The sequence below is a fragment of the Weissella bombi genome (assembly GCF_900094835.1).
Lineage (GTDB): Bacteria > Bacillota > Bacilli > Lactobacillales > Lactobacillaceae > Weissella > Weissella bombi.
On the sequence record NZ_FMAO01000001.1, the window covers coordinates 362591 to 384906 of the forward strand.

General features: G+C 35.8%; 23 protein-coding genes. 2 read left to right on the plus strand and 21 right to left on the minus strand.

From position 1 onward, the window contains the following. Positions 1 to 56: 56 nt before the first annotated feature. From glf to GA0061074_RS09275, 14 genes are all read right to left on the minus strand, one after another. Positions 57 to 1235 (minus strand): UDP-galactopyranose mutase, encoded by a 1179-nt coding sequence (gene glf, locus GA0061074_RS01715; RefSeq protein WP_092461379.1) that lies wholly within the window; start codon positions 1233 to 1235, stop codon positions 57 to 59. A 71-nt stretch (positions 1236 to 1306) separates the two neighbouring features. Next, on the minus strand, positions 1307 to 2080 hold the full coding sequence (locus GA0061074_RS01720) for a DUF4422 domain-containing protein (RefSeq protein ID WP_092461380.1): 774 nt from the start codon (positions 2078 to 2080) through the stop codon (positions 1307 to 1309). A gap of 14 nt (positions 2081 to 2094) precedes the next feature. Next, on the minus strand, positions 2095 to 3471 hold the full coding sequence (locus GA0061074_RS01725; protein ID WP_092461381.1) for a hypothetical protein: 1377 nt from the start codon (positions 3469 to 3471) through the stop codon (positions 2095 to 2097). Between the two features lie 13 nt (positions 3472 to 3484). Further along, positions 3485 to 4120: a YveK family protein gene (locus GA0061074_RS01730; RefSeq protein ID WP_092461382.1), complete on the minus strand. Its 636-nt coding sequence runs from the start codon at positions 4118 to 4120 to the stop codon at positions 3485 to 3487. Positions 4121 to 4235: 115 nt separating this feature from the next. Continuing rightward, positions 4236 to 4859, minus strand: coding sequence for a sugar transferase (locus GA0061074_RS01735; RefSeq protein WP_092461383.1), 624 nt, complete (start codon positions 4857 to 4859; stop codon positions 4236 to 4238). Between the two features lie 31 nt (positions 4860 to 4890). Further along, positions 4891 to 5673: a type I methionyl aminopeptidase gene (map, locus tag GA0061074_RS01740; RefSeq protein ID WP_092461384.1), complete on the minus strand. Its 783-nt coding sequence runs from the start codon at positions 5671 to 5673 to the stop codon at positions 4891 to 4893. A gap of 254 nt (positions 5674 to 5927) precedes the next feature. Continuing rightward, positions 5928 to 7340, minus strand: a complete 1413-nt coding sequence (locus tag GA0061074_RS01745; protein WP_092461385.1) for a GH25 family lysozyme — start codon at positions 7338 to 7340, stop codon at positions 5928 to 5930. 154 nt (positions 7341 to 7494) lie between these two features. After that, positions 7495 to 7917 carry a hypothetical protein gene (locus GA0061074_RS01750; protein WP_092461386.1) on the minus strand — a complete coding sequence of 141 codons (423 nt, stop codon included), beginning with the start codon at positions 7915 to 7917 and terminating at the stop codon, positions 7495 to 7497. Between the two features lie 8 nt (positions 7918 to 7925). After that, positions 7926 to 9545: a C39 family peptidase gene (locus GA0061074_RS01755; RefSeq protein ID WP_092461387.1), complete on the minus strand. Its 1620-nt coding sequence runs from the start codon at positions 9543 to 9545 to the stop codon at positions 7926 to 7928. 129 nt (positions 9546 to 9674) lie between these two features. After that, the gene (locus GA0061074_RS01760) at positions 9675 to 10739 is read right to left on the minus strand and encodes a CDP-glycerol glycerophosphotransferase family protein (RefSeq protein ID WP_159426634.1); all 1065 of its coding nucleotides are present in this window, start codon (positions 10737 to 10739) and stop codon (positions 9675 to 9677) included. A 166-nt stretch (positions 10740 to 10905) separates the two neighbouring features. Further along, entirely contained in the window at positions 10906 to 12390 is a 1485-nt protein-coding gene (locus GA0061074_RS01765; RefSeq protein WP_092461389.1) for a hypothetical protein, read from the minus strand. A 50-nt stretch (positions 12391 to 12440) separates the two neighbouring features. Continuing rightward, entirely contained in the window at positions 12441 to 12773 is a 333-nt protein-coding gene (locus GA0061074_RS01770; protein ID WP_092461390.1) for a hypothetical protein, read from the minus strand. A 132-nt stretch (positions 12774 to 12905) separates the two neighbouring features. Beyond that, a complete protein-coding gene (locus tag GA0061074_RS09270) occupies positions 12906 to 13964 on the minus strand; it encodes a TIM-barrel domain-containing protein (protein ID WP_275668782.1) in 1059 nt (352 codons plus the stop codon). A gap of 52 nt (positions 13965 to 14016) precedes the next feature. Then, entirely contained in the window at positions 14017 to 15231 is a 1215-nt protein-coding gene (locus GA0061074_RS09275) for a TIM-barrel domain-containing protein (protein ID WP_275668781.1), read from the minus strand. Positions 15232 to 15399: 168 nt separating this feature from the next. On the opposite strand from GA0061074_RS09275, the gene GA0061074_RS01780 reads away from it, so the two are divergent. Continuing rightward, the gene (locus GA0061074_RS01780) at positions 15400 to 15729 is read left to right on the plus strand and encodes a putative quinol monooxygenase (protein ID WP_092461391.1); all 330 of its coding nucleotides are present in this window, start codon (positions 15400 to 15402) and stop codon (positions 15727 to 15729) included. 68 nt (positions 15730 to 15797) lie between these two features. On the opposite strand, the gene GA0061074_RS01785 is transcribed toward GA0061074_RS01780, so the two are convergent. The 6 genes from GA0061074_RS01785 to GA0061074_RS01805 all read right to left on the minus strand — a co-directional run bounded on the left by GA0061074_RS01785 (position 15798) and on the right by GA0061074_RS01805 (position 20720). After that, entirely contained in the window at positions 15798 to 16628 is an 831-nt protein-coding gene (locus GA0061074_RS01785) for an SDR family NAD(P)-dependent oxidoreductase (RefSeq protein ID WP_092461392.1), read from the minus strand. A 23-nt stretch (positions 16629 to 16651) separates the two neighbouring features. Continuing rightward, on the minus strand, positions 16652 to 17386 hold the full coding sequence (locus tag GA0061074_RS01790; protein ID WP_159426635.1) for an alpha/beta hydrolase: 735 nt from the start codon (positions 17384 to 17386) through the stop codon (positions 16652 to 16654). 193 nt (positions 17387 to 17579) lie between these two features. After that, on the minus strand, positions 17580 to 17753 hold the full coding sequence (locus tag GA0061074_RS09090; protein ID WP_159426636.1) for a hypothetical protein: 174 nt from the start codon (positions 17751 to 17753) through the stop codon (positions 17580 to 17582). A 108-nt stretch (positions 17754 to 17861) separates the two neighbouring features. Continuing rightward, a complete protein-coding gene (locus tag GA0061074_RS01795; RefSeq protein ID WP_092461394.1) occupies positions 17862 to 18191 on the minus strand; it encodes a hypothetical protein in 330 nt (109 codons plus the stop codon). A gap of 417 nt (positions 18192 to 18608) precedes the next feature. Further along, entirely contained in the window at positions 18609 to 18863 is a 255-nt protein-coding gene (locus GA0061074_RS01800) for a hypothetical protein (protein WP_092461395.1), read from the minus strand. A gap of 180 nt (positions 18864 to 19043) precedes the next feature. Continuing rightward, the gene (locus tag GA0061074_RS01805) at positions 19044 to 20720 is read right to left on the minus strand and encodes a glycoside hydrolase family 13 protein (RefSeq protein ID WP_092461396.1); all 1677 of its coding nucleotides are present in this window, start codon (positions 20718 to 20720) and stop codon (positions 19044 to 19046) included. A gap of 153 nt (positions 20721 to 20873) precedes the next feature. Here GA0061074_RS01805 and GA0061074_RS01810 point away from each other — a divergent pair, with 153 nt between their 5' ends. After that, on the plus strand, positions 20874 to 21128 hold the full coding sequence (locus GA0061074_RS01810) for a hypothetical protein (protein ID WP_092461397.1): 255 nt from the start codon (positions 20874 to 20876) through the stop codon (positions 21126 to 21128). A 51-nt stretch (positions 21129 to 21179) separates the two neighbouring features. On the opposite strand, the gene GA0061074_RS01815 is transcribed toward GA0061074_RS01810, so the two are convergent. Continuing rightward, a complete protein-coding gene (locus GA0061074_RS01815; protein ID WP_092461470.1) occupies positions 21180 to 22307 on the minus strand; it encodes an NADH-dependent flavin oxidoreductase in 1128 nt (375 codons plus the stop codon). Positions 22308 to 22316: the final 9 nt, after the last annotated feature.

Sequence of the window (22316 nt, forward strand, 5' to 3'; positions counted from 1 at the left end):
ATAATTTCCAAAAATAAAGACTCAATCAACCGAAGATGACTGAGTCTCTAAATACTTTAGTGCTTTTCGTCGTGTGCAAAATTAAAATCTGCTGGTATATCAAATTCTTTCTTAACAGTATTAAATGCTGCGTTGAAAACTTGATCCATATCATAGTAACGATATTGACCCAAACGACCACCAAAGATAAATTGATCAGAATGCTTACGAGCTTCTTTTGCATATTGCTTATACAAGTTCGTGTTCTTTTCATCATTAACAGGATAATAAGCTTCCTTTGAGCGATCCCATTCTTGTGGATATTCCTTTGTCACGATTGTTACACCATCATCTGACAAACCATCAAAGTGCTTCCATTCCATAACACGTGTATAAGGCGTTTCAGCATCAGTATAATTAATAACTGAATTTCCTTGATAATTATCAACATGCTTCAATTCTGACTCAAAGCGTACTGAACGGTATTCTAGCTCACCATACTTGTAGTCAAAGAATTGATCAATCATTCCCGTATAAACAATACGAGGGAATTCAGCAATGTATTCAGCTTTGTGATCAAAGAAATCTTCATTGACACGTACATCAATCAAATCGTTATCAAGCATTTTTTCAAAGATTTGTGTATAACCACCAACAGGAATACCTTGATAGCGGTGATTGAAGTAATTATTATCATAAATAAAGCGAACTGGTAAACGCTTAATAATGAAGGCTGGCAAATCAGTTGCCTTACGTCCCCATTGCTTTTCAGTATAACCCTTAACCAACTTTTGGTAGATGTCCGTTCCAATCAATGAAATAGCTTGCTCTTCCAAATTACGTGGCTCACGATCACCTAGCTCCGCCAAAGCAGCCTTCTTTTGCTCTTCAATCTTAGCTTGTGCCTCTGCAGGTGTCTTTGTTCCCCACATCTCATAGAACGTATTCATATTAAATGGTAAGTTATATAGCTCACCCTTATAGTTAGCAACAACTTGATTTTGATAACCATTAAATTCAGCAAATTGGTTAATATACTCCCAAACTTCTTTGTTATCTGTATGGAAAATGTGAGCACCAAAGTCGTGTACCGTAATACCATGATCAGTATGTGTATAAGTGTTACCTGCAATGTGTGGACGCTTTTCAACGATTAGTGAACGCTTACCACGCTTAGCTGCTTCGTAAGCAAAAATTGCCCCGAAAGGTCCCGCTCCAACAACTAGATAGTCATAATTTTTATCGTTTAAAGTCATCTTTATTATCCCCTATATCTTTATATAAAATACATTAAATATACTCTATCATAATTTAAGATTATCCAACCTTAAAAATGAACTTTTTTACTACTATTTTTGAAAAACTTTCTTTTCAAAAACTGTGTTCCTTTATCAATCCAGTTTGTTTTTTCAATTGTAACAACAGGATACTCAGAAAATGTTTTCCGTTCAGTATACAACCATGTATCCATTAATCGTTCAGATAAAAAGCCAAAAACACGTTGTTCTTGTCCCTCATATTCACGATATGGAATTCGTTGTTCAACCTCTTTTAAGACATCAAACATAAATGACGTATATGCCTGAAAATTATTTTGATTCATAATGCTCATATTAAATAAATGAGCACGTTTTGATTGTCCCATTTTTATAAAAGCATCGTAATAATCTGGAAATTTTTCCTTAATTACATCTGCCATCACAAAATATGGTTCATTTTTATGAGCATTTAAGTAATGATTTTTTTGATTTTCAATGTAATAATTACGTTGCTTGGGTAGTAATACATCAACTTTACTTAAATCCTCACGAATTTGTGATTCTGATAAAATATTATCTAAATCATGACCAGCTTTACTACCAAGATAACGACGATAGTGTACTAATCCAACAATATCTTCATTTTGTAGGTTATATTTTGCCCAGTACAGCGCCGTTAACTCATTATAAAATGGATTCATTTTTGAGATGTTTTGACCAGCATTATCTTTTAGATAGCCTGCCGGAATTTGATCTCGTAAATCCGATCCAACCATAATTGGATAATAACCTGGTTCATCAGGCATTTGATATGGTTTATGTGTTGCTATCAAAATTTTCATACTATTATATTTCCTTACCTGCCATTAACTTCATCTTCAGCTAAGTGGATAACACGCCAATAGAAGAAAAGCATTAATAAAATTGGCCACGACGTCACATTAGCTGGCGTTACTGCCGCTACTAATAAGATGGATACAAGCGTTACAAAGAATGCCTTAATAACAATACGATAGAATACAATATGTTCATTATTGCTTAGCTGACCCAATGACTTCAAGACAACCATCGCCCGCTTTATCAAGCCAAACAGTAACCAAGCACCTGTTGCCATAAATACTAGTCCGTATCGCGCTAACCAACCAAATACATCATTTAAAATAGGATACGATTGGTTTTTATAAACTTCTAAATATTCATAATTATTCTTAGACCACTCTGGTAAATTCTGTACAATATATGGGCCTTCATATCCATATCCTACACCAAACAATGGATGATGTACCCATGCACCAATCAAGCCAAGAGTACCACCTAAACGATTATCGGTACCACCCTTTTCAAATAACCATCGATTCAGTAATTCAGTAACCGCTGGAATTGTTTCATACGCCAGTCCTACACATACTAAAGCAGCAATACCTAAACCAAATAACCATATCTTTTGATTTTTAGGTGCCATTAACCAATATAGTAATGCCAAAATAAAGATAATCAAAAATCCAGTAGTTGTTTTAGCGTATAGAAGTACCAACGCCATAAAAACGACCATCACCCATGACAACATATACAACTTTCGATGATTTTTGAACGACTTAATTGGTTCTTGAATAATCATCAACAATAATGGCGCAAATGCTAAACCTAACAATAATGCCAAAAAAGAAGCCTCTGGTTCTAGACCATTCAAACGAAATAATGTTGTGACATAACTACCATTATTATAAAAATCACGATCTAACCAATGACGTTCAAACAATTTTGCAATCAAGTTTGTGACTCGACCCAAACGACCAATCCCTAACAAGAAAAATATTTGTGGCAAAAGCACAATAACTGAATATCCAACAAGCGTCCAAATGACGCTTTTAGCAAATTTCTTCGCATCATCATATGACTGAATAGCCATTTTTTGAACAGTATATGCTACCCAAATGACCAAAATCATTTGAATAAAGGAAACTAAACTATGTAATAAACCGTAAGTTTGCTGACTATTCCCCATCTTTACTGACTGATATGCCATTAAACATAACTGGACAACAACAAACACACCCCAAAGACGTAATGTTGTTGTTTTTGGTAATACTGTACTTAATAACTGTGGTTGTACATACAACTTACTTAATATATATAATCCAAAAACCGCAATAGCAATTTGAGCAAACGAATCAAAGAAGAAAAATGTATACGTCTTTGGAAGTATCGCGAATGGCATTAACCAAGACATCATATAAAACTCCTTTTTAATTCTTTACTGCTTTCATATTTTTGTAAATCCCTGTAAAGAATGCCAAAACAATTCCGAAGGCCAAACCAACAACCAAGCCAAACAACGCTGCCTTCTTTGGCGAACCACCCGAAACAATCGTTGTTGTTTGTGCACTTTTAGCTGCTGACATTAATTCTGGTTGAGGCATATCAGCAATTAACTTAGGCGCATTTTTAGCGTATGAATCAGTATATGCATTTACCATCTTAACTGCTTTTGAACTTTTATCTACACCTGACACCTTTGCTTTAATCAACAAAGTTGTTTCTGGTGATGACAATTCTAACGTTGATCGTAGTTCAGCTGCAGTCACCTTAACATGTTGCTTTTTTAATTGTGCAACAGCAGGATTAATAATAGTACGATCTTTACCAATTTCTCGGTAAGTCTTCAACATCCAAGCATTTCCATTAACTTGTGAATTAGGATCCTTGGCATTGCTGTCAATTTTACCAACATACATCGTTCGTGTTGCACTAACGTTGATCGATGATGGTTGCTTATTAACAAAATACATCCCCAGCGCACCAATAATTCCTAAAATAACGATCCACCAAGCATTACGGAATAAGTGCTTAAATAAATCAGTAACAGTAAATTGATTATCCATTTCTATAATTCCTTTTTAAACTAAAGATTTCTGATTAAATCTTAATCAGTTAAAAATTAAAACTCACTATTTCTAATTATACATGAGAAATAGTGAGTTTTATAGTTTGAAAACGTTACATTGCTCCTTCACCCTTGAACACAGCAATGACCGTCATAAACAAAATTTTAAAATCAAACCATAAATCAGCATGATCGACATACCCAATCTCTAATTGCGCACGTTCAGGATATTGAATTTCACTACGTCCACTAGCTTGCCAAAGGCCCATCGCACCAGGTTTAACTGACAAAAATTTGTCAACTTCATCCCCGTATTCAACTAGCTCTTTTTCAACTACCGGACGAGGTCCAACAATACTCATCTCACCATTCAAAATATTAATAAATTGTGGTAATTCATCAATTGACGTTTTACGCAAAAAAGCACCAAATTTCGTAATCCGTGGATCCTCTTCTGTTGGCAACTTATATCCATTTGCAACAAACTTTGCATACAATTCTTTGTTGGCGTACAACTTTTCTTCAGCCCCAACAACCATTGAACGAAACTTGTAAATTCCAAATTCTTTGTGGTTCATACCAATTCGCTTTTGTTGATAAAATACAGGTCCTTTATTATCACCGAACAAATAAAATAACGATATAACCAAGAAAATTGGTGATAAAATAATCAACGCAAACAGCGCAACTGAAATATCCAAAAACCGTTTCGCAAAAATATAACTTTTGTCTGACAAATCAAAATCTCCTTTTACAACCAACGAAGTATTACAGGTACTTTGCGTCATACTCTGAATCTTGTGATGTCAAAATTTTCGGCCCATCGTTAGTAATTGCAACCACATGTTCATACTGTGCTGACCAAGAACCATCAGCAGTTGTAACTGTCCAACCATCTTCTTTTGACGTATTCACTTTCCAACCACCTAAGTTAACCATTGGCTCAATAGTAATCGTCATACCAGGCTTTAAACGCAAACCATGACCGGCAATACCGTAATGTGGAATTGCTGGTTCTTCGTGCATTGTTGGTTGAATACCATGACCGACATACTCACGGACATTACCGTAACCATTTTCTTTTGTCACATATTGATCAATTGCTGCACCAATATCGCCAACACGATTACCAACCTGAGCTTGATCAATACCGATATAAAGGGCCTTTTTAGTGACAGCCATCAATTTTTTAACTTCATCAGACACTTTCCCAACAGCATACGTCCATGCTGAATCAGAATAATAACCATCTAAGTCGACAACTGTATCAACTTTGACAATATCACCTTCTTTTAGGTACAAATGCTTACGTGGAAATGCATGTGCAACTTCATCATTAACCGACACAGTTGTCGCATATTCAAAGCCTTCAAAACCAATCTGAGCAGCACGACCACCATGATTTTCAATATACTGACGGCTGAACTTCTCGATTTCCCATGTCGAAATACCGGGTTGAATTAGATTACGAAGTGCTTGATGCATACCTGCAATAATAGCACCGGATTTCTTCATACCTTCGATTTCTCGTTGCGATTTTATTGTAATCATCTATTTTATAACCTACTTTTCTTATTTCCGTTTAATTACTAGTATTATACGCTTTCTTGAACTGTTGTCGCCAATTTTTAAATTATCTTATAAAAAGAAAACGAGACAAAAGTCGTTTTGAAATCGCTATGTAACGGTTTATGCTGTAAAACTGACAGATTTACAATTAATATATCTTTATTTAAAAAGGCTGAAACATTTTTTGTTCCAACCCCCTTCTTTATGCTACTTAATAGCAATCTATATTAAACGTTTTATCGCAGATAAAATGTATTATTATTACCAAAGTAATACCAACGACCATCAATTTTTTTGTGTCCCTGTACTGCACGTCCATCAGCACCAACGTAATAGCGATAGCCCCAAGCTTGTTGCCATTTGTTTTCTTGACGGACGCCATTGTTAAACCAATAATAGGCTCCCATATAATACCTAAATCCTGTAAATAAACGGTCTTTTTCATACCAACGCCAACCATTTGGTGTATCTAAATAGCCTTGCCGTAACTGACTCACTTTAGTCAAAACACCTTGTGTATCAGCTATAAAATGTTGATTGCCAATATAAACATCTTGGTTTGTACGCAAATAGAACGTTTTATTATCACCAAAATAGTATTGCTTTTGATTAATTGTTTTTAATCCTTGCACAGCTCGCCCATCATTGCCTACATAATAACGATTTCCCCAAGCACTCTTCCATTGATTATCTTGGCGAACGCCATTGTCAAACCAATAATAAGCTCCCATATAATACCTAAATCCTGTAAAGCGATGACCCTTTTCATACCAATGCCAACCGATACCATCACTAGCATATCCACTATAATTTACAGGTATCTGCTTTTGCACTGGCTTTGCTGGAACAACTGGTTTTGCTGGAACTGATCTATTATTATTCGTCACGGCACCATTTGTATTAGTTGTTGTAACATGTTCTTCTAAAAATTGTGACCCATAATCAACGGAAACATCAAATACACCCGTTACACCTGGAAAATTGGTATTTGAATTCCATTGCCAAGCACCATATTGCTGGTGCCATAGGTTGTCACTTGAGGGATTATACGGATATGAAGCCATCCATATGTTCCGATTTCCAAACGAATTAACATCTAATTGCGTTTGTGAAATATAATACGGTGCTGTATAAAGCATTTGTCGCTGATAACCGCGCGCTGTCAGACGATTACGAAATGCCAAAGCATTTGCAGTCACATTACCTGTTTGTGTCTGCGAGTCTTCTAAATCATTTGCCAATACCGTTGTCATTGGTAGGCCAAGTTTTTGAACTTGATTCGCAAAATAATCTGCTTCTTGGCTTGCTTCTTGCGGCGAACGATATTTTGCATAATGGTAAGCCGAAACAATTAGTCCAGCTGCCCGAGCATTTTTAATCTGTGCTTCCGCAACTGGACTTACATAATATGATCCTTCACTTACCTTAACAATAACACCACGAACACCATATGTTTTCATTTTTTGAAAATCTGACACTGATAAGGCTTTATTCCAAGAAGAAACATCAACTAAATCCATCCGAGGTTTATTCACTTCACCAGCCGTAATATTTGGCACACTATTTGCTGTTATATGATGTGGCGCTGATACATAAGTTCCAACTATACTAGCTGTAATAATAAGCACTATTTTTTTAAAGTTATTCATTGTTTATACCTTAATTATTTAACAATAATTAATTCGCTGCTTTCATTAGAATAATAAAATTAACACTGTGCACAAGTGCTTTTTTAGAATACTATATCGAGCAATCCATATATGAATAACTATTTTCGTTACATTAAATTTTTAGTCAATTTTCTTATTGCATTTGTGATTTCACATATTCTGCAAAGTCAACTTGCTTTTCTTGAGCCTGTTGCCAATACTCAGTAATAGTTGCATCATCAATACCCGATGAATCAATACCAGCTTGATATAACTTTATACGAGCTGCTTGAACATCTACACCTGTTTCAGAAGTATCACTATCACTACTGCTACTACCACTCATGGTTGAATCTAAAGTTAACTCTTTATCCCCCGACAAAGAAGTCGCTGCATCCGATTTATCTGACTGACTAGTTGCTTTACTGGTACTTTTTTGACTTGATTTTTGACTGATCTGTTGTGGTTCACCTTTTGTTTGATTATCATTTAAAAAAGTGCGTTGCATCCCAAAAATAGCACCACCAATAATAACGATTAATACAATTAACCAAAATATATTTTTTTTATTTTTCATAACAGCCCCTAATTAATGACAAATGCGGGTGTACCAGCATCCCAATCTTGTGGGTCCTGTGACAAACGTCCCAGTACACCATCAACACTATTCCAACCTTTATAAAATTGTTGATTATAAGGATCAAAAATTTCAGTCTTTCCTTGGTTATAACCATAACCGACAACAGCATGACCAATTCCAACATTAACAAAGAAAATAACTGGCTTACCTTGCTTTAATTCATTTTTAACAGCATTAGGTGTTGAAAGGCTTTTTGCAGAATGACCGTAAGCATTAACCATCGTTTGCAAATCAAGACCAGAAGCACCATAGGCTTCGTGGAATTTTGATACTTGATTTCCCACTTGACGAGGTGTCACATTTACGACGTATGAACCTTTAAGAACCATTGCTGCACTCGTTGGTACACAACCGGTAGCACCAAAAGTACCACCACTTAACCAGGTATTAGCCCAACGGTTATCCCACTGTGAGAAATAAGTTGGGCGATTTACCTTAATAGGCATTGGGCGCTCATAGAACGTACCATTTTTACCAAAGTTATGCTTTTGTCCATTGATTGTTACTATTCCCTGTACTGCTCGTCCATCCGCACCAACATAGTATTTATAGCCCCAGGCTGTTTCCCACTTATTTTCTTGACGCACACCATCTTGGAACCAGTAGTATGAACCCATGTATTTACGGAATCCTGTAAAGTTTTGACCCTTTTCTAACCAGCGCCAACCTATCCCTGGTACATTAATATAACCTGTCTTATTTGGCATTGTTACTTTTCCACGTAGATAAAAAGTGTTGTTCTTACCAAAATTGTATTTCTGACCGTTAATCGTCACAATTCCTTGCACTGCTCGTCCATCTGCACCAACGTAGTATTTGTTGCCCCAGGCTGTTTCCCAACTGTTTTCTTGGCGTACACCATTTTGGAACCAGTAATATGAGCCCATGTACTTTCGGAATCCTGTAAAGTTCTGGCCATTCTCCAACCAGCGCCAGCCGACACCTGGTACATTAATATAACCTGTCTTATTTGTTGGCATTGTCACTTTTCCACGTAGATAAAAAGTGTTGTTCTTACCAAAATCATATTTCTGACCGTTAATCGTCACAATTCCCTGTACTGCTCGTCCATCTGCACCGACATAGTATTTATTGCCCCAAGCCATTTCCCAACTATTTTCTTGGCGCACACCATTTTGGAACCAGTAATATGAGCCCATGTACTTTCGGAATCCTGTAAAATTCTGACCGTTTTCTAACCATCGCCAACCTACTCCTGGAACATTGATATAACCGCTCTGACTGTTTACGCTTGCTCGAGGCGTGACACTAGGTGTAACGTCATTTTTTGTTTCATCGCTAGTAGTTGATTCTGATTCTTGCGTACTTAAAATCGCATTTCCAGTAGTTGGTTCTGATGTAACTACATCGGCGCTATTTTGAATTGTTGTCGAATCCGAATCAGTTTGCTCATCATCAGAAACCTGACTATCAGATATACTACTACTGTTAACAACTTCACTATCGACAACATTCTTCGTTTCATCAGCGTTAACAACTTGTGCATTCACTAATAATCCAAAGCCCAAAATTAATGCACTATTTAAAATACGCTTGCTTTTCATAATTTAAACTACCCCATTTTCAAATTTTACTCATTTAATACCTTAAATATAACATAATTTAACAATAAAAAAGTTCTCACAGTGTGTAAAAAAAGAGCTGAATTCCAAACGAATTCAGCTCTCATCATTTTATCTATATTGCATCAAAATTTTTTTCAATGCACTTGCTGCTTCATCCCCATCATGAGGATTGTACTTTTCTTTAATTTGTTGCAAAACTTGATAATCATAATTGTCAGCCTGCATCAGATTCATTAATTCAACTTCAGAATAAGCGACCGGCAGATGCAAATCATTCTTTGCATCCAAATATATACCACGTCGTTTAGTATATTCACTAACATCTGGTTGAAACAAATACACCTTTTTACCATACTCCACAAAATCAAAAAAGACACTTGAGAAATCCGTAATCAACGTATCTGCTATCATAAACATTTTATATAACGAATAATTTTGTGCAGTAATAATCTGTCCTTTACTTGTGCCATCCGTGAAATAATGACCACGATAAATCACAGTATATGTCTCAGACAATTTATTCAATGTTGCCTCAGTTAGATTTGTCTGTTCCTTAGCATCATACCCTCTAAAAGTAGGTAGATATAGTAATACCGGTTTATCCGACTTAATGCCTAACTGATACTTAATTCTTGCTGGTGTAATATTTTGTTCATACCGTTTAACAATATTTTTGCGCAATTGTCCTTGCGTCACAAACTTTTTTGTCCTAGGAAAAACTGCCTTGAACTTTTCTAAGTCATAATCACTATACGTAAACATAAAGTCAAATTGTACATGGTCATACCAATACTGAACTAACTTAGACAATCCCACCTCTGAATGTCCCAACGATTTAAGTGGAACCCCATGCCAAAATTGAATATACACATACTGTTTATGCTCAAACGGTATTAAACGATCAATACTTGAGTTAGCAATCCAGTATTTTGATTTCAATAGATGATAAAAAAAGGTTGGTGAATTAGAAGATATTTTTCTTCCTAATTCTGGCTGCTTATACAACTTCGGCTTATTAAATGCCCATACCAACTCATAGTCCGCAAAATCTGGGTCATTGCGCAACATATTATATGCTTCTTTAGGTGTGTCTGAATATTGTCGTCCACTATATGAAATGAATAATATCTGTTTTTCATTTGGCTTGATAAATAACTGTAAAAATTTAACCATAGCCAATGTGCCCATAAGATAGCTCATTCCAAAAAAGGACGAATTTTTAATACGATTCTTTATTTTTTGTGCTCTACCCATTTAATTACCATGTGCCCTTAAAGTTTAATTATTCTAAGTATATCAAAGATATGTTGCTTTCATATCACAAAACAGAAATTTGTGTTTATTTTGTTTCTTGCATCACTTCGGCACCACGGTTAACAATCAAATAAGCATTTCCTTGACTATCCCAGCCTTGTGACTCAAATTCACGTGTATTATAGCTTTCAGTGTAAACACCGCTATTGATATCCGATTGATTTAACGTGCCATCGGCCCACTTATCAGCTGGTAATGCATAGTAAACACCATCAGACAAATAGAAAAGTTGCTTCGTTTGACTTTTAACAGCTAAAAATTGCCCAAAATAGCCCGGCTTTTGACGAACCACTGTATTTGAAATTGCCATTCGTAAACGACCATTCTGCATATAGCCGTGATATAACATCAAATCACCAGCTCGCACATTTTTAGCAGCCAATTGTTTTGCTGTTTTATCCGAAATCATTCCGACCATCGCAACATTTCCTTGATCATCAATACTTAAATTATGTTCACCGTGAAATGATTGCTTATTTTTTGTGTCTTTAAAAATAAAATTATGTCGTTCTTTAGGATATAACGTATTTAAATCTACTTGCGTTAATTGTTGTTGCCGTGATTTTTTAGTTAATGATACTAACCATAACTGGTTATAGCGCTTATTAAAAGAAACCGCCTGACCGTGACCCATATAGAATTCTGGACCGATCACAATTGTTTGCAACAGCTGTTCATCTGTCGTCGTCGCAAAATTGTGCTGATTTACTTTCTGTTCTAACTGGCGTAAATTATCCTGCCCGTTCTGCCAAACTCCCAATTGCTTTAATTTACCAATATCATAGCGAACAATCCGGCCATAGCTTTTATGTTCTTGAGATTCATACATCACATATAAGTACTGATTATGCATCACACTTCCCTGTGGCAACTGCCAATTTACAAGATTAGTCGATCTTGTTGGTAATAATAATGCCGTCTGATAACCTTTAATTGTGTTATTTACCGAACGATCATTTTCTTTAAAAGTAGTGACCTCACGACGACTCGCAATATAATGTGGTTTCTTTAAATATGACAAACCAGTCTTAGGCGCTTGCACAACTTGATATTTTTTAGGTTCTATTCGACTATTTTGAAAAACATTGCCCCAGTTGCTAGTCTTAACTTTATTTGTCGGTCTATTCAATACACGCCACTTAGTTAGTGCCATTTTCGCTGCATCAATAACTGGTGTACCGTTTTGATCTTCTAATTGGATAGTTATCTGATCCTGTGGTTTTAATTTCCTATTTAAACGTGCTTCAAACGCCTGATTTAAAACAACAGTCTGTTTTAGTAAGGTCTCTTGCTTGTTTTTAACAACCAGCATATAAGCCTCAGCTTCAGTTGACTGTGAATTATTAATAGTCCCTTTAATTTCATCACTACCAGTCTGTAACTGTATATCTTGCTTTAAATTAACACTTGTTAAGTTTTGGATTGTTTCCCCATAGACCGTTTGTACTGCTAAGCCACTACTCATTATGATAGCTATCACAATAAGATAAATTTTTTTGAATAATATCATGGGTAGCTATCCTCCATTTGTCGCAAAAATTTGAATTATAATGTTTAATACTACATATCTTTACGAATTAATGCACGTTTTATGGCTTTTTTCATAACTTTAAATGGACGATTATCAACACTATCTAATGGCATAACCGTTACAACAGCCGGTTCAACATTGCAGACCAAATAATTCATGTCTGAACGTAACTCTTGATAATTAGTTAGTGAAATTGTTTGACTTACCGTAAACACATCATTTACTGCCAACTTCTTTGACAGTTGATGGTTAATAAAATGTCTACTTAAAAAGCGTACTACCCATAATATGATGGCAAAATTAGCTGATTGTTGTAATTGTGTTGATTGTTTAATAACGATACGTCGCTTACTTTTCTTCATTAAAGATGTTCCCTCTTATCTATCGACTGAAAATTAAAATTTAAATCATACATTATTAATATACCATACATCCATAAGACACCTACTTAATAAAAAAAGATGAAACAATATCCTGTTCCATCTTTCAATTATTTAATGATGTGATTGCAATATCATTGCATATTCAACAACCATTGCTTGCAAACTTTCATCGTGTAAGGTTTGTGCGTATGTTGCTAGTTTCAACGGTGTTACTTGTTGGTTATCAATTTTATCTAAAATATTACGTTTTTCTTCATATGCTATTTCAGCACCTTGTAACTGTGTAATTAATTGTTGGCGAGCACGTTCTGCTTGACGATTATCATCTTGCACGATTACTGTCTTTTCATCACTACCTACTAATATTAATTCAGAATTACCATCTACTGTAAATGCGTGACTCTTAAACCGATATTGACGGTCACTTGGCACAATATTATTTGGATCATCAACAACCGTCTTAAAGCGTCCATCAATTATCGTTATCTCTGTTTTAGCAATTGCATGTCCTACATGTTCATACATCGTATATGCATTATTAGCATTACCATATACATGAACTTCAATCTCTGAAGGTAGCTCATCAATTTGCTGCATTGGATCGGCTACCATTGGTACAATTGCACCAACCTTAGCAAGTACTGGAATATTTGCCAAAGTACGTGACATTTTAACAGTTGTTGCACCACTCTTGTACTGACCAACTAAAATAGTACTTGATGCAAGTGGCTGATTATCAGTCTCATCCCCTTGATAAATAATATCATTGAAGATATCCATCCACTGACCCTCAGGCAACCAAACGTCTACAGTTCCAGTATTACTTACCTGATTTTGTGGCGTCGTAATTGGTGCAACCATCAATTGACTACCAAACAAGTATTGATTCTTATACAAATAGCTTTCTGCATTATCTGGATACTGATAATACATTGGTTCTATTAATGCGCGATTATGCAAATTTGTCATAATATTAGCGCTATCTAAATATGGTATTAACTTGCCACGTAAACGCAAATAATTATCCATATATTGACGAACATCTTCACGGAACTTCCATGGTTCTTTACCCGAAAATGGATTATCTGAACTATGTAAACGATTAATAGGACTAAAGACACCGTACTGAACCCAGCGAAGTGCTAATTCTGGATCAAAGCTTCCTTTCATATGACCACCAATGTCATGACTCCACCAAGTCTAACCAATGTTCGTAGCCATACTAGTAAAGTATGGTTGGAAGTTTAACGAGGCCCATGTAATAAATGGTATCACCAGAAAAGCCAATTGGATAACGATGTGAACCCGGTCCTGCATAACGTGACAAAATAAGGCCCTCACCATCATGCGAACGCGCGTTATCAAGATAATGGTAATGATTCAAATTCCAAAGTGGTTCTACCTTCTCCTTATTACGACTCGTCCCTTGTTGCCAGTCCATCCACCAAAAATCAATTCCTTGTTTCTCTAATGGATGATGGACATCTTCAAAATAAGCCTTTCTAAATTTCTGATTATCTAAATCAAATGGTGCTGGTTCTTCATGCTCACTGTCTAAACCTAAATGCTTTGCAACAGCAGGATAACTATCTTCAAACGCCCTAATACCACCAGCCGGGTGTGTGTTAATCGTTACATGACGATGTTGTTTCTTTAATTCAGTCAAAAATCTATCCGGATCTGGGAATAAGTTCCTATCCCAAGAATATCCGGTCCAAGTACTACCAAAACGTGATGGTACGTCAGTCGTACGGTGCCAATCCATATCAATAACTGACACATTAATTGGTACTTGTTCCTTATCAAAATCAGCCATCAACTGTAGATACTCATCTTGTGTATATTTATAGTAGCGACTCCACCAATTACCTAATGCAAACCGAGGTAAAATTGGGGTCTTACCACTCAATTTATAAAAATCAGCCAAAGCTTCACGATACTCACGTCCATATGCAAAGAAATAACCATCAACTTGCTCTACAACACGTGGTGTAAATTCATTATCGGCAATCGCAAATGAGTCAGTATCATCCAAATAAGCATAACCGTTTCGACTCATTATGCCAGTTTCCACTGGAATCTCACCATCCGCATGGTCTAGCGTCGCATAGGTACCACCTAAATTACCATCTTCATCTTCCCCAAAATACCAACGACTATCATGCAACTTGTACTGATATTTCGCATCAATCCATAAATTGCTGGCAGCAAATTCACCACCATCATAGTACAAGTGATAGTACTTCGTTTCTATCTCTATTAAATGACCATCATTATGCTCTTTTAATGTATAGTCAACATCCCCAAATTCACGATTTTGAACTAACTGCGTCTGACGATCTTCAAAATGACCACCTGCTGCATACTCCAAACGAATTAATCGATCCGTTAACAAAGTAAACCGATAATTCTCACCTTGAACGATATTTTTTGCCATTAAAAACACTCCCCTCTGCTGAATTACATCTCTCGCACTCAGGACTAGCGTAAACGTTTTCATTTTAAAAAACAAGCATTTCGTTTAATCATTAATAATCTCTTCTAGCAATAAATTCAGCTATAAAAGCTATATAATATAGTTAAAAATAATGAGGGGACTTTTCAAATGAGTTTAACTGTAAATCTATACTATACTGGCAAAAATGGTAGCGCCAAGAGATTTGTTGATGAGATGATTAGTAGTGGTGTTGTTGCGAAAATACGTCAAGAGCCTGGTAATCTAAAGTATCATTATTTCCAATCATTATCAGACCCTGAAACAATTTTACTGATTGATAGCTGGGAAAATCAGGTAGCTTTAGACAAACATCATGAATCGCCTATGATGACGACTATTGCTACCCTGCGTGATAAATATGATCTACATATGCATGTTGAGCGTTATCGTGAAGATGATGCACCTGACGATACCGATAGTGACTTTATTCGTAAATAATCAAAAACAGGTACCTCACTTTGATGCGAGAGTACCTGTTTTTGATTGTTAATTATTATAGTTAAAACCTACAAGTCTAGTAAAGTCATTGTTTTATCCCATAATTGTTGTTGCAATACAATATCATTAGCTTGTGGGTTTACCTTTTTAGACAACCGGCGCTTGCTGTAATATTGACCTGATTGCCAAGTAACATCTGGCGTTCCTTCAATAAAGTAGCGTAGCGTCTTACCACCAGCATCAGCACTTGGTAAAACTAGCTTACCTAAAGCTGATTGATAAACCTGGCGCCAATTCTTCTGTCCATTAGAAAAATTAGTTCTAATAACACCTGGATGAAATGCCACTGTCGTCAATCCTTGATCATGGTAGCGACGATGTAATTCCTTAGTAAATAGCAAATCAGCTAACTTTGAGTCACCATATGCCTTGCTAGCATTATAATGCTCTTGATTATTTAAATCATTTAAATCCAAATGTCCATATAATTTATGAGCAATACTTGAAGTATTAATAACTGCCACTTCACTACTAAATTGCGGTAATAATAACTGCGTTAGCAAAAATTGTGCCAAGTAATTAATTTGGAAAGTCCGTTCAAAACCGTCTGTTGTTAAAGCAAAATCGTCAAACAAACCACCGGCGTTATTTACCAAAATATCAATTGGTGCAGTCCCTAAACTGTTTTTCAATGCCGTTGCCAGATGACGAACTTGTTCTAAATCTGCAAAATCTGCAATAAAGTAAGGTGCATTCACTTCATCAGCAACCGCCGCAGTTTTAGCACGATTACGACCCACTAAATACAAATTATAATTCTGATTATTAGCCAACTGTCGAACAGCTGCCGCGCCGATTCCATCAGAAGCACCAGTAACAATTACATTTTTCTTGCGCATATTTATTTTATCGTCCTTTCAAATTAAGCTTGTTCAATACACTGTAAAACTTGTTTAATTGCCGGATCCCACACATCCCATTCATGACCACCAGGTACTTCAATAAATTCATGATTTAAGCCCTGATGCTCTATTTGTTCATGCAAATTTATGTTCATTTGATAATACGGATCATCAACACCACATAGTTGCCAAATAGCTGGTGCATCAGTATTTTGTTGTGAAATTAAGTATGCAATATCATTATTTGAATTTTTTACTTGCTCAGGTGAACCAAACAAACTTCGAAACCACTTTTCACGTTGCGGTTTATCTTCCCATTGTTTATTGATGTCCGGCACAGCTGACAAAGCAAATATTTGTCGATACTGTGTTGGGTGCGTTAAACCAACTTTTAAAGCACCGAATCCACCCATCGACACACCTGCAATAAAAATATCTGCTGGATTACGTGATAAGTTAAACCATTCCTGACAACGTTGCAATACTTCTTCCCCAATATAATCGAAGTACTGACTATCACCATCACGATTTGTATAATAACTGCGGTCAGCCCGGGGCATAATAATAGTTATCTGCGTTTTACTTGCATATGAAACTAGGCGTGTCTGATCTATCCATGAATTTTCATCGTCATGTAATCCATGGAGTAATAATAATATTTTACCTTTCTCTTTTGGGTAATCAGGTAAAATCACATTAACTCGCGTATTCATCTGTAATTTTTCCGAATAAAACTCAATACGATTAATTGCCATAATATCCCCCTTTTGCATCATTTTAGCATACTTAATATAAATACAATTACCACAGCGTACAAAATAAAAGCCCGGTTGCCAATAATATGACAATCGGGTTTAACTGACGTTAATCATCTGGGTCATGGTCATCCATCTCAATAAAGTGCGCTAAAATGTCAAATAACTTCAGCTGCAACATTTAAATTTTTAATTATTTATGTAAACCTAAAAATGCAGAAAATAGCGACGTTACCATTGCAAATATACCTAAGGACATGGCAATTGCATCATCAAATTTCAAAAAGTTCAGCTGAGTAATTAAAATTGCCAATATTAAGCTTGTCAATGCCAAGATAAAAAGTACATACTTCAAATTATTTCTCATAATCTCCCCCTTGGCATTATTCTAACATACTTAATATAAATACAATTACCATAGCATACAAAATAAAAACCCAATTGCCGATACTATGACAATTGAGTTTAACAGATACTAATCATCCAAATCATGATCATCCATCACTATTTTAGCAGCAATGTAAGCTTCAATATCATCGACGTCATGTCGATCATCAATGTCTTCAGAATCAGAAGGACTTGGAACATGTTGTTTTTTAAATTTTTCTTCGTACGCTCTACTTTCCTCAGCAGTTTTTGGTGTCCCATCTGGATTAAAGTACCAATGGTTATCAGGTGAATTTGGGTTAAATTTACGTTTATTTGATGGCTTAAAGATAGGTGGTCCATCAGGCGTGATAAACCATTTATAAAAGACATAACCAAGAATTATTGTAAAAATTATACCTAAAATATGATCAAACATGCTAATTTTCCCTCTCTTTTGTTTACCTTTATTATAGCAAACGACGCCCATACTTAACTTATTCAGCATCTCTAAACACGAACAAATCATTTTACAGGGATTTTTTGTCTTTGTTACAATAAATATATAGTTTTAGGTACTTATCACTAATAAAATTCAACATGAAAGGAGCCTATTAAGATATATACATGACAATAGAAAAATCACTAAATTTATTGCTCTATTTCTGATATGGCTTATTTTTATGGCGTTAGTTATTTTTTACGATAAATTAACGGGTATAGAAATAATCTTATTATTTATAGTACTACCTGTCTTTATAATTAAAACAATTGATAACATTTTCGATAAAAAAGAAAATGAAAAACGAAAATAAAAGTAAGATATTCTATAAAAATCATAGACTATCTTACTTTTTTAATTATAAATTTTATAAATAAACAAAGATCCACCAATCAAAATCATTGCAGCCCCAAATATAAAAGCCCCTTTTTTAACCGGATTCTTAATCTTCATTTTCGTACCAACCTTATCTGTTACTGCAAGTAAAGCTGCTAGAAAACCGTCAGAGGCATCCATAACATCTTGAATGTCAAAGTCTGATTCTTTAAAAGAAGCAATGATCAAAATAATACCAAAAATGACAATAAAACCAAGCACTAAAAATTCCATAACTATCATCTCCTATATTTTAGTCAAACATCTTTGTATTTCATATATATTATTTTTTAATTATATATTACTTTATCCTTTTCATCCTAACAACGCTATAAATTAGTTTATAATTCTACCTAATACCAAAAAGCTCGCAAGTCCAACACCATCAGACTTGCGAGCTAACTTCACGCTATGTTATTTACGATACTGATAAACTTTCGCCTCATACGGACGTAACATGTTGCCAGCATCATCTTCATAATTACTAATTACTTGCGTTGCACCAGCAGGCACCACAAAATCACGTTGTACATTGTGATTTGTAAAATTAGCAATCACCAATAATTCTTCATCATCAGTGACACGCTTATACTCATAGACTTCTGTATCATCCGGTTCCAATAATTCATAGTGACCAGTTGTCATAATTGATAATTCATGACGTAACGCAATTAATCGTTGGTAATAATAGGATATTGAATTCGAATCATCAACTGCTTTAGCAACATTGATCTGCGGATAATTTTCATTAACCTTTAACCACGGTGTTCCAGTTGTAAATCCGGCCTGTGTTGTCGCATCCCATTGCATAGGCGTTCGCGCATTATCACGTGATGAATGATAAACATAAGTCATCATCTGCTCAGGTGACACTAGTTTTTGATCAACTACTAAATCTTGATACGCATTCAAAGTATCAATATCTTGGTAATCTGTAATCTTATCATAAGCAATATTGGTCATCCCAATTTCTTCACCCTGATAAATATATGGCGTTCCCTGCATAAAATGCAAGACCGTTCCCAACATTTTAGCTGACAATTCACGATATTCAGGTCGATCATCCCCAAATCGTGACACCACACGCGGACGATCATGATTATTCCAATACAAACTATTCCAAGCTTTGCCGTCTAACTCAACCTGCCACTTTGATAAGACACGTTTTAAATCAGTTAATGCAAAACGTTCATCGCTCCATTTACCTAAACCATCTTTACTATCATCAATGACGGTATGCTCAAACTGGAAAACCATTTGTAATTCATGGGCATCAAAACCGGTATATTTAATCGCATCCGCCGGTGTTACCCCTGGTGTTTCGCCAACCGTAATAATGTCAGCTTTTGACAGAACCTGTTCATTCATTTCACGCAAAAATTTATGAACACGTGGACCATTAGCGACCATTTCCATTGATGAACTATGCTTACCAAAATCAACGCTCGGATCATCTGGGAATTGCATAGCCTTAGAAATCAAGTTGATGACATCCATCCGGAAACCGTCAACGCCCTGTTCTAACCACCAGTTCATCATGTCATAAATTGCTTGGCGTAACTTAGGATTCTCCCAGTTCAAATCCGGTTGTTTCTTTGAGAAGATATGTAGATAATATTGTCCTGTTTGTTCATCAAATGCCCACGCTGGACCACCAAAGTCTGACGCCCAGTTGTTAGGTTCATGACCATCAACTGGATCACGCCAAATATAAAAATCACGATATGGGTTATCCTTTGATTGACGACTTTGCTGAAACCATTCATGCTCATCAGAAGTATGGTTAACCACTAAATCCATCATAATTTTTAAACCTAGTTCATGAGCCTTTGCAAATAGCTGTTTCATATCTGCCATCGTTCCAAAAGCTGGTTGGATAGCTTGATAGTCACTAATATCGTAACCATTATCCGCATTTGGTGATTTGTAGACTGGACTTAGCCAAATCACGTCAACACCTAACTTTTTCAAATAAGGTAAACGTTGGATAATACCTGGAATGTCCCCCATACCATCCCCATCACTATCCTGAAAACTACGTGGATAAACTTGATAAACAACCGCCTCTTGCCACCATTTATTTGCCATCATATTCTCCCCTCAATTACATGATTTCTTTATTATCATTTTAACCTGTCGCTCTTATAATGTAAACGCTTACGCATTATGAATCAAACACATCATTTGCATGCACCAACAGCTTTTTATACCATGATAATAAGATAAAGTTAGGAGGTAATATTCATGGCAAGTAAAGAACCTATCAGCTTTGAAGAATTTATCAAGGTTAAAAATTTAACTGACTTAAATCCAGAAACACTTACACAACTAGAAAACATTCTGAACATGGACCAAATTCATAATGAACAAGACCTAAATAGTCCATTTGGTAAAAATAATATCGCACTATTGGTTGATAATGCTGAAACTTTAGTGAACCAAAACTGGGTTTTAATGAAACAAAATGATAAAATCATCAATCTATTAAACAATAAATAAAACAAAGGGTCGTCAATCTACCACTAACACTTAGTAGATTGGCGACCTTGCTTATTTAGCCGTAATATTCATATGTTTTTTCAAACTACCGCTTAAGATAAACTGCCATAGCGCCGGTGTAATACCTAAATCATCAAGGTCGCGTGGTGAGATTGTATAACGAATTGCTTGTTCATCATCCGCCATCACTTTTTCCACCCAATGTGGTTCACGCAACATTTCTTTTCCTAGAGCTGCAAATTCAATGTCTGCCGCCATAACCTTTTCAACTTCAACAGGTTTATTCAACGATCCGACTCCAATGATAGGTAGTCGGTGATTAATAACTTGTGCAATCTGGGTAATAACTGGTGTTTTATCCGTTTTATCATTTAATGACGTTTGCCAAACGTCCCCCATTGAAACATGCATATAAGAAAGCGGCTGATCAGCCAATACATCAATAAATTTTAATGTATCAACTAAACGTATACCCGGCGTTTCAAGTTCTTCCGGTGAAATACGATAACCTAACAAAAATGGCTTTGTTGCATACTGTTCAATAACTTTTTGCGAACGTTCAATCACGGTTAATGCAAATCGCATCCGCTTTTCTAACGAACCTCCCCATTTATCAGTCCGACGATTGGAATGTGGTGAGAAAAATTGTTGCATCAAGTACGTATTGGCACCGTGTAGTTCCACACCATCAAATCCTGCTAAAATAGCACGTTTAGTAGCTGCGGCAAATGCATCAATAATCGTTTCAATTTCAGCATCTGTTAACTCTCGTGGTGTTTCAGCGTCTGACCGTAATGCCGCAACGGCACTTGCTGACTCAGGTTGTCGCCCATTTAATATTGCCGAACTTGTCATACGCCCAGCATGAAAAATTTGTAAAATAGCTTTAGTATCATCTTGATAAATTGCTTGTGCAATCTTTTTTAGTCCAGGTATAAAACGGTCATCAGCGACTGACAATTCACCAGCCCACCCCTTACCACCATCTGTAACGTTAGCAACAGCGGTAATTAACATTCCGACACCACCACTACGTTTTGCATAATAAGCGACTTCGTCATTTGTAACGGTTCCATCATGAAAACTAGATACTTCCGTCATTGGCGGCATCACAATCCGATTCTTAATTTGCATACCATTAGCAAATGTATATGGCTTTAAAAAAGAATAATTTTTCAAAATATGGTC

Coding starts and splice junctions, on each gene's coding strand:
- GA0061074_RS01795 (WP_092461394.1), bottom strand. CDS start 18,191: ATGTTTGATCATATTTTAGGTATAATTTTTACAATAATTCTTGGTTAT.
- GA0061074_RS01720 (WP_092461380.1), bottom strand. CDS start 2,080: ATGAAAATTTTGATAGCAACACATAAACCATATCAAATGCCTGATGAA.
- map (WP_092461384.1), bottom strand. CDS start 5,673: ATGATTACAATAAAATCGCAACGAGAAATCGAAGGTATGAAGAAATCC.
- GA0061074_RS09090 (WP_159426636.1), bottom strand. CDS start 17,753: ATGAGAAATAATTTGAAGTATGTACTTTTTATCTTGGCATTGACAAGC.
- GA0061074_RS09270 (WP_275668782.1), bottom strand. CDS start 13,964: ATGAAAGGAAGCTTTGATCCAGAATTAGCACTTCGCTGGGTTCAGTAC.
- GA0061074_RS01755 (WP_092461387.1), bottom strand. CDS start 9,545: ATGAAAAGCAAGCGTATTTTAAATAGTGCATTAATTTTGGGCTTTGGA.
- GA0061074_RS01810 (WP_092461397.1), top strand. CDS start 20,874: ATGGCAAGTAAAGAACCTATCAGCTTTGAAGAATTTATCAAGGTTAAA.
- GA0061074_RS01760 (WP_159426634.1), bottom strand. CDS start 10,739: ATGGTTAAATTTTTACAGTTATTTATCAAGCCAAATGAAAAACAGATA.
- GA0061074_RS01765 (WP_092461389.1), bottom strand. CDS start 12,390: ATGATATTATTCAAAAAAATTTATCTTATTGTGATAGCTATCATAATG.
- GA0061074_RS01785 (WP_092461392.1), bottom strand. CDS start 16,628: ATGCGCAAGAAAAATGTAATTGTTACTGGTGCTTCTGATGGAATCGGC.
- GA0061074_RS01770 (WP_092461390.1), bottom strand. CDS start 12,773: ATGAAGAAAAGTAAGCGACGTATCGTTATTAAACAATCAACACAATTA.
- GA0061074_RS01725 (WP_092461381.1), bottom strand. CDS start 3,471: ATGATGTCTTGGTTAATGCCATTCGCGATACTTCCAAAGACGTATACA.
- GA0061074_RS01800 (WP_092461395.1), bottom strand. CDS start 18,863: ATGGAATTTTTAGTGCTTGGTTTTATTGTCATTTTTGGTATTATTTTG.
- GA0061074_RS01730 (WP_092461382.1), bottom strand. CDS start 4,120: ATGGATAATCAATTTACTGTTACTGATTTATTTAAGCACTTATTCCGT.
- glf (WP_092461379.1), bottom strand. CDS start 1,235: ATGACTTTAAACGATAAAAATTATGACTATCTAGTTGTTGGAGCGGGA.
- GA0061074_RS01790 (WP_159426635.1), bottom strand. CDS start 17,386: ATGGCAATTAATCGTATTGAGTTTTATTCGGAAAAATTACAGATGAAT.
- GA0061074_RS01780 (WP_092461391.1), top strand. CDS start 15,400: ATGAGTTTAACTGTAAATCTATACTATACTGGCAAAAATGGTAGCGCC.
- GA0061074_RS01745 (WP_092461385.1), bottom strand. CDS start 7,340: ATGAATAACTTTAAAAAAATAGTGCTTATTATTACAGCTAGTATAGTT.
- GA0061074_RS01750 (WP_092461386.1), bottom strand. CDS start 7,917: ATGAAAAATAAAAAAAATATATTTTGGTTAATTGTATTAATCGTTATT.
- GA0061074_RS09275 (WP_275668781.1), bottom strand. CDS start 15,231: ATGGCAAAAAATATCGTTCAAGGTGAGAATTATCGGTTTACTTTGTTA.
- GA0061074_RS01805 (WP_092461396.1), bottom strand. CDS start 20,720: ATGATGGCAAATAAATGGTGGCAAGAGGCGGTTGTTTATCAAGTTTAT.